The following is a 14,223-nucleotide window of genomic DNA, read 5'->3' on the forward strand; positions in this document are numbered from 1 at the left end:
CTTTCGTCATTACATCTCTACAGATCTTTGCTCCCCCGCCGGGGCGGGCGGCAATGCCAGTGGAGCCTCAACATCAAGCTGATCTTTCCGACGTCGTGCGAACAATTTAAGACTTACGATATGAAACAGAGTTAGCGGACGCAAGCGGAGCGCCCAGGCTTCATGATTGTCCGGAGCCATAAGCACCCCGAGCTGGTGATGCTCACCTTCATAGATCGCCCGTTGCATGAACTTGCTCTCACCCTGATGATTACGTACCTCCAACTTACAAAAAGCCGGATTCATACGCAAAGCGCGATGTAATTGCTCAGGCGAATGCACCAATACGCCATTCACCTTGTACAAGGTCTCCCCTGCTTCAATTCCCAGTTCTTCCGCAGGACTATCAGGAATGACGCCAAGCACCTTCAAGCCGTGCTCAGGATGTACAAACAGCGGGCTGCGGTTTTGCTCCTCAAAGCCGCTGTACCACACCAGGAACTCATGCCCAATGAAAGCAGCCAATGCTGCGACAACCATGAGTGGAGACCACCACGCAGCCAGGAGGCTGAGCACAAGTAGCCCTGTCCCATATAACAGCAATCGTTTTGCGGAAATCTGGACTTTTTTCCCGGGGAGCATACTTTGCGTAACTTCTCCAAATCCCAGCAGAATTGGCAGCGCAACCAGCATGTAGCTATTCCCTCCGCTGATCAGGGCGGTCCATGGCAATTCGGCCCCGCCCGTAACAGGAACCAGAATCAGTAACGGAATCGGCCAGAAATGCTGCAACTGATAGCCTCCAACAAGCTTGCCGCGTTTACCCTCGAAGAGCAAAGGTGATGCCATGGATACCCCTTGCATACGTACCATCAGCGCTTCACCGATATGTAATACAGCTGCGAGCACAAGCAGTGCAGGCATATCCAGCGCACGTAATGCTTCAGTGACACTTCCCATCCATCCTGCCGGCTGCCAGCCCGAAGCCATATTTAAACCAAACTGCAACACACCAAGCAAACCTGCAGCATAAGCAAAACATAAGTATCGGATACGGAATAATGCCAGGAATAACGTAGCTGCCCATATACAGATCAGGCTGCTCAGTGTAAGATGTGCCCCGAGAAACAGCGATATAACGGAGACCATTACACCGATCACAATACCTCCAAGTACTGCACGAATGGTCTGTGTGATCGAGCTTTGCAAACGAACGTGGAACAATTTACGTTCCTGTAAGAGTTGACGATGATAAACGAGAGCAATCAAGATTACCGCAATATAATAAAACGGCTGAATAAACAACTGCAACAATGCTTCTCCTAATGTGGTCAACCATGGCCAAGCCCATTCCATTGTGGACGGTCACCCCTCTCCTTCAGCCGGTTCAGAAAAAAAGAAGGCTGAAAATCAGCCTTCTTTATGGCTTCGACACTGCGGACGAAATATCCTTTGAGACATTTTCGATCGCGCGCTTCAGCTGTGCATCATATTGAGGATTGGCAATGCGTTCAATCAGAGCCGCTTCCAGTGATTCCGCGGTTTTCTCATCAATCTGGCCAGTTGCCTGAATGCCTTTTTGTTTCTGGAATGCTTTGACCGCTTCTTCTGTCTTCTGGTCATAGTATCCGTCCACACGATCCGGCTTAAAGTCAAGTCCTCTCAGCATCGTCTGCGCACTTTTCACATCCGTGCTATTGCTGTCGTATTTCAAAGGTAATTTTTCTTTGTTGATTGGTGCCACCGAGAAGTAATCTGGCTGGTTCACAGCGATATCGGGTTTGATCCCTTTTTCATGAATCCAGTCTCCGTTCGGAGTCAGCCATTTCGCGATGGTGATTTTCAGCAGGCTGCCATCACCCATTTGCTTGTCATAACTCGTCTGTACGGTTCCTTTACCAAAGGAGTTTTCCCCAACCAGCGTTGCGCCTGCCGACTGTTGCAATGCACCAGCCAAAATTTCCGACGCACTCGCGCTTCCTTTGTTCATCAATACCGTAATTGGGTACGATTTACCTGATCCGTTCGATTTGCTTTGTTCCTTTTTACCGTTCTTGTCTTCAACTTGAACAATAACTTTGCCTTTCGGAACAAATTGCTCTGCAATATCAATAACGACCTGCAAAACACCACCCGGGTCATTACGAACATCAATGATCAGGCCCTTCATGTTCTGCTTCTCCAGCTTCGCCAGTTCTTCCTTAAAGCGATCTCCTGTGTTCAGCGAGAATTGGGTGATTGTAATCACACCAACACCGTTATCCTCCATGTGGGCGTACACCGTCTCCAGATCAATGTCATCACGCACAATGACAAATTCAATCAGTTCGGAAGATCCAGCACGTTTAACCTGTACCTTCGCTTCACTGCCTTTTGGACCTCTGATTTTATTAACGGCTTTGTTCAGTTCCAAACCTTGCAGAGATTCACCATTCACGGACATGATCATGTCTTTCGCGCGAATACCCGCTTTCTCGGCAGGCGATCCTTTGATCGGTGATACCACTACGACATTCCCGTCCTGTGAGGATACCTCTGCGCCGATTCCGGTAAATGAACCTTCAATCGACTCCTCGAACTGGGCTGCTGTTTCCTGCCCCATATAGTTGGAGTACGGATCACCAAGGGATTCCATCATGCCGTTGATCGCACCATCAATCAGTTTGGTTCGATCCACGTCTTTATAATAGTTGCTTGAGATCAAATCCATCGCGGTTTCAATCTTCTTCAAATCGTTCTTCTGCTGCGAACTGCCTGTTACGCTGGCGAGCAATCCTTCACCAGGTGTCGTTTGTGCCAGACCAGGTGAGCTCATCAGCACCAGCGTAAGCAGGCTGCCTCCGAGAAGGGCTACAATGACAAGCAGCAGGGCCGATCTTTTCTTCATCATCCGTTTGTCACCGCCTTTAGTATTGAAGCGTGTCAAATTCAATTGCTCCGTGAAACTTTCCCTGAACATGCCAGCTTAGTATATGCCTAGCTTGTACGGAATATGTTTGTTCCATTCCAACTGTTGGCTAAAAACTACAAATAGTTAAAAGGATTCACTGCTGTTCCATTATCACGTACTTCAAAATGCAAATGCGGTCCAGTGGAGTTGCCTGTACTACCTGATTCAGCAATAATATCGCCACGGCTTACCGTGTCACCCTTGCTTACCTTAAATCCACCTTCACGTAAATGACCGTAAAGCGTCCATAATCCGCCTCCATGGTCAACAATGACGGTGTAACCATATCCACTATACCATTCAGCCATGATGACGATCCCGCCTGAAGCAGCATGAACGGACGTTCCTTGAGCAACAGCAAAGTCTACACCTGCATGCATTTTACCTACTTCACCCGTGATCGGGTGAATACGAGGTCCAAAACCGGAAGATACACGCGCACCTGATACTGGCATACCAAAGATGCCGTTACCACTGGAGTATGACGTGCTACTGCTGCTGCTGCTGTTGGAGCTAACCTTGGTCGCCGCCTTCGCAGCTGCCGCGGCACGTGCAGCTGCTGCTGCTTTTGCTTTGGCTGCCGCCGCCGCTTGCTGCTCACGCAATTTATTTTTCTCTTGCAGAAGGGCCGAACGTTTGCTGGCAATCTGCATCAATACGTCTTCCTGTTCTTGCGTCAGCTCTTCCGACTCTTCAATCTTAGCATCATAAGAAGCGAGAAGCACTTGCTTCTCCTGTTCCTTCTCATTCAATTGGGACTTACGCTGTTTCTTCTGCGCATACAGACTCTTGGCTTCTGCATATTGCACATCTAGTTCTGCTTTTTTGTCCACGACGAGCTGCTTGTCTTTTTTGTGTTCATCCAGCAAATGCTGGTCCTGATCCACAATCGTTTTCAGTGAATCGGCACGAGTCAAGAAATCAGAGAAGCTTGTGGAAGTTAACAACACATCGAGATAAGAAACGGCACCGTCTGTATACATCAGCCGTACACGCGATTCAAGTAATTTCTCTCTTGCAACGATACGTTCTTCTGCGGCTTGCAGATCTTTTTTCGTTGTCCGGAGATCTTCTTCCGTATTCTCAATCTGCAAGGATACGTTTGCCAGCTCATCACTAACCACATTGATCTGCTCCATGACGACTTTCAAATAAGCATTGGTCTTGTTCTTGTAATGCTGGGCTTCCTTTTTATTGCTGGCAGCTTTTTGCTGCTCCTTTTTGGCCGAAGCCGCTTTGTTCTCCAGTTGCTGAATCTGCTGATCAATGTCGCTAATGCTACTCTTGGCATATCCGTCAGAAGGTTGAAGCGTCAAACTGGCCAATAACGTTAGAGCCAGCAGCGAAGCTGTTTTTTTCAAAATGTGATCCCCCATCCTATGAATTCACAAGAAAGCAACCTGCACAGGTGGTGAACAGCATGTTCTGTGCTTTCTTTACACTAAAGACTCCGTCTTTACTACATATCGTCAAACAGTGTTCAGTTGTGAACCTGCTTTGCCATTCTTTTTCGATTAAACGTTAAGAGATTTGCGGATGGACAATGTGCTTCCCAAAATACCAACCAGCACACCGAGTCCGATCAACAGTGTTCCAAACAGCAACCAAATATCACCGAGTGGAATCAAATTAAGCATCTGCATAAATACATCCTGACCAATCGTGGCCATCAGGCGGCTGTAACCGAAGAACAGTACTGCTACCGTAATCGCCGAACCGATCAATCCAATCAATGCCCCTTCGACAAAGAAAGGCCAACGAATGAACGTGTTGGTTGCACCAACCAGTTTCATAATACCGATCTCCCGGCGCCGGGCCAGAATCGTTACGCGAATCGTATTCGAGATCAGGAACATGGACATTAACCCCAGTCCCCCAACAAAAATAAATCCGATATTACGGACAAGCTTCGTAAATTTGAACAATACTTCCACCGTTTCCTTGCCGTAGTTCACTTTCATGATCGGCTTCTCCGGGTGTTTATCGTTCAATGCTTCGATTTTTTGCGCCACAAAAGTGACGGTTTCCGGTTCAATGACCTCTACTTCAATGGTCTCCGGCAGTGGATTGTTATCCACATCGAAACCGCTCAGCACATTGTCTGCACTTTCTCCGAGACGTTCACGGAACTCCTTGAGTCCCTCTTCTTTGGAAACAAAACGAATTTCACTGACTTCAGGCATCGCACTGATTTCCTGCTCCAGCGTGTTACGCAGGTTCTCATCCACGTTCAGCTCAAGAAACGTACTGATCTCGACCTGACTGTCCACCTGGTTGGCCATGGAATTCACATTAAGCACCAGCAGCATGAACACGCCCAGAATGAGCAATGACACGATAATGGACATGATGGAGGCCACGGACATCCAGCCGTTGCGGAATACGTTTTTGAATCCCTCCCGCAAATGGCGCAAGAGAGTACTAAAATTCATAACCGTACTCCCCTCTCATCTGATCCCGTACAATCTGTCCCCGTTCAATGGCAATAACCCGTTTACGCATCGTATTAACGATATCCTTGTTGTGGGTCGCCATGACAATAGTGGTTCCGCGGAAATTAATCTCATCCAGCAGCTGCATAATGCCCCATGACGTCTCCGGGTCAAGGTTACCCGTAGGCTCGTCCGCAATAATAACAGACGGATTGTTCACGATGGCACGTGCGATGGCAATACGCTGCTGTTCCCCACCCGACAACTGTGAAGGTTCACGATTCGCCTTGCTGCGCAATCCAACCAGATCAAGCACTTCCATCACTCGTTTCTTAATGTGACGCTTCGGTGCTTCAATAACTTCCATGGCAAATGCCACATTCTCAAATGCCGTCATGCGTGGCAGCAACCTGAAATCCTGGAACACAACGCCGATATTCCGGCGTACGTAAGGAATTTTGCGTGGCTTTAACTTTCCGATATTAAATCCGTTAATGGATATTTGTCCTTTGGTCGGAACTTCTTCCCTGTACATCAATTTCATAAATGTCGATTTGCCTGCGCCGGACGGACCGACGATATAGACAAATTCATTGCGGTCGATCTTCACCGACACCCCTTGTAATGCGTGGGTACCATTGGCGTAGGTCTTCCACACGTCCTGCATTTCTATCACATCATCACTTCCCGTTGCATAGTTAGCCATTATCATTTCGACACAATCCCGGCATTTCCTTTAAAAAGACCTGAATTTCATCAGGGAAAATCCATTTCACCCCTTTTTCGATGGTGAAGCATGGATTCATATGAATTTTATTGTAACAAATTTGTTACCTATTGAGTACCCGAAAGTTTTCCATCATTGGATCATATATATGGAAAGTGTTACGAAATGCGGAACAACAGAAGTACAAAGGAGCGTTCGGATATGAAAAAAATACATTTGATGGTCATTGCACTGTTCTCCATCCTTTTAATCGGTTCCGCGTCCTATGGATTGCTGTATATGTACGTGAACCAACCCGCGCTACCAGAAGGTGTACGTGTTGGGGAGTGGTCGGTTGAGGGCGTGAATCGCAAGGAAGTTCTACCAGCACTGGATGAACGATTAAAACAAATGGAAGCATGGCCAATTACCCTGGAGGTTGACGATCCTACACCAAAAACATTGATGTTCACCGCCGCCCAGACAGGCGCCAGCTACAGTGCTGACGACTTCCGGACAGCTGTGCAGCAACTGGATGAAGGCAATCTGTGGGAGCGCGCTTATGCCCGATATCACTTCATTAAGGAGTGGTCCCTCAAGCTGACGTATAATTCAAAATCACTAAGAGAGCATCTTACCCCTGCCTGGGAAAAGGAAACCTTCGGTACACCCGCGAACGCTGTTCGCCGCATTACCGCAAGTGACAAGGTCCAGTACATCCCGGAAAAGGGCGTCCGCCGGATCGCCTGGGATGAACTCGCGAGCCTGATGCAGGCTAAACTGCACCGGGATTTCACTCCACTGGACCATGATGCAAAGCCAAACCCGCTGTTGATTCAGCTGCCGTTGTATACGCTGCAACCCGAAGTGACTCTCGATTCGCTGCGCCAAGAGGGAATTGACCGAAAGATCATTCAGTTCTCCACTGGCCTTGGAAACAGCAGTGCAGGCCGGATACATAACGTCAGCGCAGCAGCGCAAGCCGTTAACGGCATGATTTTGCCGCCAAATGGTACTTTTGATTATGAGAAGGTCATTAAGAAGGCCGAGGAAGACTATGGTTTCCGGGAAGCCCCGGTTATCGTGAATGGGCAACTGACCCCCGGTATTGGGGGCGGTATCTGCCAGGTATCGAGTACGGTTTACAATGCAGCCCTGTTGACCGGACTGGACATCGTAGAACGCCGCAACCACTCCTTGCCCGTCAAATATTTGCCGAAGGGACTGGATGCCACGTTTGCCTCAGGTTCCATCAATTTTCGGTTCAAAAACAATACTGGCAAGTCCCTGCTCATTCATGCCAAAGTGGAAGGTGGAAGCTTAACGGTCAAATTTTTCGGCACCTTCCCGGAGAACGTCAGTTATGCACTGGAATCCCGTACAATTGAGACATTAAGTGCTCCCGTGAAATATGTATCGAGCAACGTACTGCCTGACGGTGCTCAGCAGGTGCTCCAGAACGGTCAACCTGGATATATTGTAGAGACGATGCGCACCAAAAAGGTGGATGGTAAAATCGTCGAATCCAAGACCATTACACGTGACACATACAAAGCCCAGAATCGCCTGATTGCCCGCTCTGGTCATACTAACCTGCCTGATCCCAAGGAGCCTTCTGTCGTAGAAGATGGCATCAGCGACACGAAACAGCCTTAATCTTACTTTCACATGCGTGCACATGGATAGGATAGGCTCAACTCAGCAAACGTAATAACAAATAGAAAAAGACACATCTCCTGTTCCCCATTCTGGGTCCCTTGAGAGATGTGTCTTTGGATTATTTTACAGATACATATTAGGTTTGATTAGACTGATACCTTTAATGTCCGCCTGTGTACTCTTTCTGCTCCTCGCCGATAACCATCTTCTCATTACCCATAAAGAAAGCAGCAATCAACGCGAGTGCGGCCGGGATCGCAGCCCAGGCAAAGAGCTGCACGATGGATGAAGACAACGCATGCGTAATGGTGTCCAGCACCTGAGGCGGAATCGCCTTTCTCAGCTCTGGCGACAGCAGCGCATGTGGATCGCTCAGATCCACTCCCTGAGGCATACCGCCTGCAGGAGCACCAGCGCCACCCGCTTCTGCCGCTGATCCGGCGAGGGCATCATTCATTTTTCGCGTAAATACCTGGCTCTGCACGATACCAAAAATCGTAATGCCCATCGTCATCCCAAGCGAACGCAGGAAGTTAAGTGTGGAGCTTGCTGCTCCGCGTCTTTGCGGTTCAAACGCGTTCATGGCTGCATTGCTGAGTACCGAGAATGACGCCCCGACACCGAGTCCAATCATCACCATGAATATACGTATCGTCCATAGAGACGAAGTTTCATCCAGCGTTGTCAGCAATCCAAGACCAACCACCAGCAACGCCAGCGTAGGAATCATAATGTTGCGATATTTGATTTTGGTCATCAGTACCCCACCCATGGAAGCCGTCACAACGGACCCCAGCATCATTGGCAATAATACGAGACCAGAATTGGTCGCTTTGCCACCGAGTACCCCCTGGATGAAGATTGGAATATACACGGATGCGGTAATAAACGCCGCACCACTGAACATGCCAATAACGTTACTGGACCAGTACACCCGGTTGCGGAACATGCCGAAGGAGATAATGGGTTCCTTGGCTCTCGTTTCTGCAAACAGGAAGAGCAATGCTAGCACCACGAATCCGGCAAACAAACCGAGGATCTGCCACGAGCCCCAAGCATACGTTTTGCCGCCCAGTTCAAGCCCGAAGATGAGAAAGACTACCGCACCAATCAGTGTGATTGCACCCAGCCAGTCAATCTGTTGGGATTGATGCTGATGGGATTCTTTGTAGAAAAATGCAATAAACACAAACGCGATCAGACCAAGCGGCAGGTTGATATAAAATACCCATTCCCATGTCGCATACTGCGTAATGTAAGCACCCAGCAGTGGACCAAATACACTAGATAATCCAAACACGGCTCCGAACAGACCGCCCAATTTACCCCGTGATTCCGGTGCGACCACATCAAACATGATTGTAAAGGCAATCGGCACCAATGCACCTGCACCAATACCTTGAATAGCTCTGTACATCGTCAGCTCAACGATTGATGTTGCCGTTCCACATAATGCAGATCCGAGCATAAATACCAGTATTCCGAAAACAAAAAACTTCTTCCGTCCATACATGTCGGATAACTTACCGAAGATTGGCATACCCGCCATCTCGGCCACCATGTAAGCGGAGGTCACCCAGACGAACTTGTCGAGCCCACCCAGCTTCCCGACAATGTCGCCCATCGCTGTTGCCACGATGGTATTGTCCATCGAAGCCATCAGTATGCTTAGCAGTAACCCTGCCAGCACCAATCCAATATTATTTTTACGTGTAGCCATTCTACTCAATCTCTCCCATTCACATCCGATTCATATGACTGAATTAGTATATCCGAAAAGTTACGGCGGATAATCAGTCCAAGGACCGATTGCTTTGCACCAAAACTTCCGATTGCGGATGAATTTGCAGAGAAGAGCGGTATTCCACTGTACCAATCCGGCAGCCTGGGCCAATTTTTATTTTATCTCCTCGCACAACCTCGGCCTCCGTGTTCTCAAGTTCAATTTCGTCGCCTTCGATCAGATCGGCCTTGAGAATAGACTTGTTACCAGTGAACAAACCTTCCAGCAGTTTTCCCCGCGAATTCTTCACTGAAATGATGGAACCGCCCATTTCCTTGACCTCGGATGGACCCATAATTTTAAGTGTCATACTTTCGGCACTGAGCATACCCGTTATCGTAAAACGGCCATTCAACTTCATATTCTCCACCTGACAATCACCTGATACATGAAGCTCGCCTACCACTTTCATATGTTCAGCTTTTGCATACAGGTTAGAAGCATGATTGTCTTCCTGCTCATCGGAACCAACAGCAGACCGCTCTTTCAAGGTAAGGGTTCCCGTAATTTTGATATCGGTTGATTCAAGAGATCCATATATAACGGATGTGCCGGTGCATTTGAATTGATCACAGAACAGATTATCGTTAAATGAGGAATCTCCCACTACCTTGACCTTGCCGTACACACCGCCAGAAGAACTGCCGTCGCCGATGATGCTAATGTCATGCTTTTTATCCAATGAACCAGCAAAATGGTTATTCAAATCGATCACATCCCTTTCTCTCCAGGTCAAAACTTAAATTAAAATTTAAATCCGCTGACTGCTGCCCACCTTGGCGTCTGGATCAACCTCTAGTTCACCCGAATATTCGACCAACCTGATGTTACAGCCACGACCGATATGAACCTTGCTGCCACGAACAATATCAGCCTCGGTATCTTCCAGCACGATTTCATCCCCCTCAATCAAGGATGTCTTGAAGGATGGGGTACCGCCCAGGCCAATACTTTTCCAAAAACCAGTCTGTTCCTTACGCCGAATATCAATGCGTTCCCCGCCAATCTCTCTCGCCGAAGAAGATGTATGCAGCCTGATCTCTACCGTTCCGGCATTCAGAAAGCCACTAATTTTAATATTGCCCTGTACGTTCAAAGACTCACATTGTACGTCGCCTTCAATATCGATCACGCCACCAATATCAATGCGTTCCCCATCAACCCGTCCACGAACAGTACATTTCCCGTTGACTTCGAGCTCAGGGCTTCGGAGGTCTCCGTTAATGGTTGTCAAGCCATCCACACGAACACGAGAACTAATCAAGGGGCCGTTCAGCGTGCACATACCGTTGATCGTTGCACTCTCAGAGCTCAAAGCACCGTGCATCTTCAATGTTCCATTCACATTCATGGAGGTACAGTCCAGGTTACCGTTTACTTTAGCCATGCCATCGATAGATACCCGGTGAAAATTCCCGCCTGCCGTTTGGCTCATGCCCGCTACGTTCAGATCATTGCGCAAATTACGTTCCTCCATATATGATCCTCTCCTTATCCCAATTTGAGTTTTAACTCTTCCATGAACATCCCCATCGACTGCCTGAGAACGACCTTCACACCATTATCAAAATAAAGCTCTGTTCCTGCTGTTACCAGCATGAACGAAGGGACACCCATCTTGCGAATAAGCACCAGTTCGCTTGGTTTGCCTGTGAAACGATAATAATGCTCGGACATGACATCGATCAGCAGCGTACCCTCCTGGCGGGTAACATCTCCGCTCATTAGCAGCTTATCAAGTACATAAAGCATCATGATCTGCTCCAAAGCATACAACGGCCGCTCCCCGCCTGCTTCTTTCAACAGCTCAAGCGAAATGTTCGAAACAATGTTTCGCTCTAACAGCTGTTGAGCGGACATTTCCACTTCACCCAAAGTTGGTGAAAACACATCTGCCAGTTCATCCAGCGACAAGCCGTCTTTCATATTGAGAATCTTGTCAATCCGCAGTAAAATCTGTTGTTTTGGAAAAAAAGTTTCTTGTCCCGTATAGGACGACTTCCGAATAAACCATTCCTCCGGAATGAGATTCTTCCGCTTCCAGCGGTACAACTGGCCGTAGGAGATACCCGTCAGGTCCAGCAATTCTTTTTTGGAGATCAAATCATCCGTCATATATGGTCCCCCTTTGTGTTGAAAACAGTGTAACATAACATTGTTACGTTGTAAATAAGGTGAATAACTAGTTGTGAATTTCTTATTATTGCAATGAAAAGACTTTGCGTATAACCTGTTTATTATAGACACTATGGAACCATTATGGATTCAGATCCCATCCTATTGAATCGGGTCAGAACACATCGTTAATGGACTTATGAAAGGGGTTTCTCATATATATGGCACTTATTAAATGTGACTTTTACTCTGACACGCTTGGTCTAAGCACCAGTATGCATGTTATTCTTCCACAACAGACCCACAATCAGATTGGCATGGAGAACGTATCCGGCCAAGGGTTACATCCCACGCTGTATCTGCTGCATGGGCTATCGGATGATGACTCCATCTGGCTGCGCCGTACATCCATCGAACGATATGTTGCGGACCTTGGTATTGCCGTTGTGATGCCTCAGGTACATCGCAGCTTCTATACGGATATGGCGGAAGGCGGACGCTACTGGACATTCATCAGTGAAGAGCTGCCTGCACTTGCACGTTCCTTCTTCCCGCTATCACACAAACGTGAGGACAACTTTGTTGCTGGCTTGTCCATGGGTGGCTACGGAGCATTCAAGCTGGCACTTCACAAACCGGAGCAATACGCCGCTGCGGCAAGTTTGTCCGGAGCACTCGACATGGTAGCGCATATGGATAACCGAATTGTTAAGGCATTAAGTGATGCTGAGTTCAAACGGATTTTCGGAGCAGAAATTAAAGGTTCGGAGAATGACTTGCTGCATCTGCTCGAAGAAAGCAAAGCAAGTCAGGGTCCAAAACCTTTGCTCTACCAATGCTGTGGGACAGAGGACTTCCTGTATGACGAGAATCAAGCGTTCCGTCAAGCTTGTGCACAGACCGATTTCCAGCTGACGTACGAGGAAGAACCTGGTGGACATGACTGGGGATATTGGGACGAGAAGATCCAGAATGTGCTGAAATGGTTGCCATTGCGTGAACGTAAGTAGTCGAGAAATTTAACATATCTAAATCGTTGTCACACACAAGAAAAGCAGGCCGTTGAGAAGAAATTCTCGGCCTGCTTTTTCGTTATATATCTTTATTTCATTATAGTAAATGCGTTATTAACCCCGATTGGTGATCCATTGCTCCGTAATTTCCAGCACCTTTTCACTACGTCCAATCGCCTCAGCGACCTGGTTCGAAGCCGTTCCGCCGTACACATTACGAGCATTTACAACCGCTTCTGGTTGCAGCACATCGTATATACGCTCATCGAACAACGGAGAGAACTGACGGAATTCATCGATGGTCAGATCCAACAGATACTTACCGTTCTGGATACAATACAATACCGTCTTACCGATAACTTCATGCGCTTGGCGGAATGGCAAACCTTCGCCCACGAGGAAGTCCGCAATATCTGTAGCGTTGGAGAAATCCTGATTGACTGCTTGACGCATCCGATCCTTGTTAACCGTCATCGTTGCAATCATCGGAGCGAACAATTGAAGTGCGCCTTCCAGCGTCGCTACCGTGTCAAACATGCCTTCCTTGTCTTCCTGCATGTCCTTGTTGTAAGCGAGTGGCAGAGATTTCAACACGGTCAGCAAACCGATCAGGTTGCCGTACACACGTCCTGTTTTACCACGAACAAGTTCCGGTACGTCTGGATTTTTCTTCTGTGGCATAATGCTGCTGCCCGTGCAGAATGCATCATCCAGTTCAACAAAACCAAACTCCGTGCTGCTCCACAGAACCAGTTCTTCACTCAGACGAGACAAGTGAGTCATGATCAGCGAAGCGGCTGCCAGGAACTCCACAATAAAGTCACGGTCACTGACCGCGTCCAGACTGTTCTCGTACACACCATCGAAGCCCAGTTGTTCCGCCACAAAATGACGGTCAATCGAGAACGTTGTGCCTGCAAGCGCACCTGCACCCAGTGGCAGCACGTTAATGCGTTTGTAGCTGTCCATAAGACGCTCTGCATCCCGTTGGAACATCGATACATACGCCATCAGGTGATGAGCGAACAGAATCGGTTGTGCACGTTGAAGATGCGTATACCCCGGTACAATCGTGTCGAGATTGTCTTTGGCTTGTCCGATCAGCGCTTCCTGCAACGAGTGCAGCATGCCAACAAATCCAACTACGCGCTCACGCAAGTACAAGTGCATATCCGTTGCCACTTGGTCATTCCGGCTGCGTCCTGTATGTAATTTGCCGCCCACAGGGCCGATAGTATCGATCAGGTTTTTCTCAATATTCATGTGGATGTCTTCATCCGATACGGAGAATTCCACTTCGCCTGCACGGATTTTGTGCAGAACAGTAATCAAACCTTCCTTGATCGTCTCTACATCCTCTGCTGGCAGAATTCCACATTTGCCCAACATCGTGACATGAGCCAGACTTCCTTGAATATCTTCCTCGGCCAACGCTTTGTCAAAGTTGATTGACGCGGTATATTCCTCAACCAGGTGATTGGTTTGTTTGGTAAAACGTCCTCCCCACAGCTTGCTCACAGTGAGTACTCCCCTTTCGCTCATGGACAAAGCCGCTCCTGCCAGATGTGCAAGAACGGCCCGCCTTG

Annotated in this window: 12 protein-coding genes; 2 read left to right on the forward strand and 10 right to left on the reverse strand. The window is 48.1% G+C overall.

All coding sequences use genetic code 11. The features are described 5' to 3' along the window. Window positions 1-9 precede the first annotated feature (9 nt). The 5 genes from HP548_RS02220 to ftsE form a co-directional block, all read right to left on the reverse strand. Window positions 10-1,335 (reverse strand): PDZ domain-containing protein, encoded by a 1,326-nt coding sequence (locus HP548_RS02220; protein WP_175380735.1) that lies wholly within the window; start codon window positions 1,333-1,335, stop codon window positions 10-12. 64 nt (window positions 1,336-1,399) lie between these two features. Continuing rightward, a complete protein-coding gene (locus HP548_RS02225) occupies window positions 1,400-2,869 on the reverse strand; it encodes a S41 family peptidase (protein WP_076287642.1) in 1,470 nt (489 codons plus the stop codon). Between the two features lie 134 nt (window positions 2,870-3,003). Beyond that, the gene (locus HP548_RS02230; protein WP_175380736.1) at window positions 3,004-4,290 is read right to left on the reverse strand and encodes a murein hydrolase activator EnvC family protein; all 1,287 of its coding nucleotides are present in this window, start codon (window positions 4,288-4,290) and stop codon (window positions 3,004-3,006) included. Window positions 4,291-4,443: 153 nt separating this feature from the next. Beyond that, complete coding sequence (ftsX, locus tag HP548_RS02235; RefSeq protein WP_063567509.1) at window positions 4,444-5,361, reverse strand: permease-like cell division protein FtsX; 918 nt, start codon at window positions 5,359-5,361, stop codon at window positions 4,444-4,446. Beyond that, the gene (gene ftsE / locus HP548_RS02240; protein WP_024631580.1) at window positions 5,351-6,037 is read right to left on the reverse strand and encodes a cell division ATP-binding protein FtsE; all 687 of its coding nucleotides are present in this window, start codon (window positions 6,035-6,037) and stop codon (window positions 5,351-5,353) included. The genes ftsX and ftsE overlap by 11 nt, the downstream gene beginning before the upstream one ends. A gap of 252 nt (window positions 6,038-6,289) precedes the next feature. Between ftsE and HP548_RS02245 the strand changes: the two genes are divergently transcribed. After that, window positions 6,290-7,723 (forward strand): VanW family protein, encoded by a 1,434-nt coding sequence (locus HP548_RS02245; protein WP_175380737.1) that lies wholly within the window; start codon window positions 6,290-6,292, stop codon window positions 7,721-7,723. Between the two features lie 163 nt (window positions 7,724-7,886). Here the strand turns inward: HP548_RS02245 and HP548_RS02250 are convergent, their stop codons facing one another. From HP548_RS02250 to HP548_RS02265, 4 genes are all read right to left on the reverse strand, one after another. Next, window positions 7,887-9,446 (reverse strand): MDR family MFS transporter, encoded by a 1,560-nt coding sequence (locus tag HP548_RS02250; protein ID WP_175380738.1) that lies wholly within the window; start codon window positions 9,444-9,446, stop codon window positions 7,887-7,889. 73 nt (window positions 9,447-9,519) lie between these two features. After that, window positions 9,520-10,224: a hypothetical protein gene (locus tag HP548_RS02255; protein ID WP_175380739.1), complete on the reverse strand. Its 705-nt coding sequence runs from the start codon at window positions 10,222-10,224 to the stop codon at window positions 9,520-9,522. Window positions 10,225-10,260: 36 nt separating this feature from the next. Continuing rightward, complete coding sequence (locus tag HP548_RS02260; protein WP_076287637.1) at window positions 10,261-10,986, reverse strand: polymer-forming cytoskeletal protein; 726 nt, start codon at window positions 10,984-10,986, stop codon at window positions 10,261-10,263. A 14-nt stretch (window positions 10,987-11,000) separates the two neighbouring features. After that, the gene (locus HP548_RS02265; protein ID WP_175380740.1) at window positions 11,001-11,624 is read right to left on the reverse strand and encodes a YhbD family protein; all 624 of its coding nucleotides are present in this window, start codon (window positions 11,622-11,624) and stop codon (window positions 11,001-11,003) included. Window positions 11,625-11,845: 221 nt separating this feature from the next. Here HP548_RS02265 and HP548_RS02270 point away from each other — a divergent pair, with 221 nt between their 5' ends. After that, window positions 11,846-12,634, forward strand: a complete 789-nt coding sequence (locus HP548_RS02270; RefSeq protein WP_076287635.1) for an alpha/beta hydrolase — start codon at window positions 11,846-11,848, stop codon at window positions 12,632-12,634. 117 nt (window positions 12,635-12,751) lie between these two features. On the opposite strand, the gene argH is transcribed toward HP548_RS02270, so the two are convergent. Next, window positions 12,752-14,155 (reverse strand): argininosuccinate lyase, encoded by a 1,404-nt coding sequence (gene argH / locus HP548_RS02275; protein ID WP_175380760.1) that lies wholly within the window; start codon window positions 14,153-14,155, stop codon window positions 12,752-12,754. Window positions 14,156-14,223: the final 68 nt, after the last annotated feature.

The organism is Paenibacillus taichungensis (genome assembly GCF_013359905.1).
GTDB classification, from domain to species: Bacteria; Bacillota; Bacilli; order Paenibacillales; family Paenibacillaceae; genus Paenibacillus; species Paenibacillus taichungensis.

What these genes read in the sequence shown, in the direction of transcription:
- HP548_RS02265 (WP_175380740.1), bottom strand. Translation starts at nt 11,624, where the DNA reads ATGACGGATGATTTGATCTCCAAAAAAGAATTGCTGGACCTGACGGGT.
- HP548_RS02220 (WP_175380735.1), bottom strand. Translation starts at nt 1,335, where the DNA reads ATGGAATGGGCTTGGCCATGGTTGACCACATTAGGAGAAGCATTGTTG.
- HP548_RS02225 (WP_076287642.1), bottom strand. Translation starts at nt 2,869, where the DNA reads ATGATGAAGAAAAGATCGGCCCTGCTGCTTGTCATTGTAGCCCTTCTC.
- HP548_RS02260 (WP_076287637.1), bottom strand. Translation starts at nt 10,986, where the DNA reads ATGGAGGAACGTAATTTGCGCAATGATCTGAACGTAGCGGGCATGAGC.
- HP548_RS02245 (WP_175380737.1), top strand. Translation starts at nt 6,290, where the DNA reads ATGAAAAAAATACATTTGATGGTCATTGCACTGTTCTCCATCCTTTTA.
- HP548_RS02270 (WP_076287635.1), top strand. Translation starts at nt 11,846, where the DNA reads ATGGCACTTATTAAATGTGACTTTTACTCTGACACGCTTGGTCTAAGC.
- ftsX (WP_063567509.1), bottom strand. Translation starts at nt 5,361, where the DNA reads ATGAATTTTAGTACTCTCTTGCGCCATTTGCGGGAGGGATTCAAAAAC.
- HP548_RS02250 (WP_175380738.1), bottom strand. Translation starts at nt 9,446, where the DNA reads ATGGCTACACGTAAAAATAATATTGGATTGGTGCTGGCAGGGTTACTG.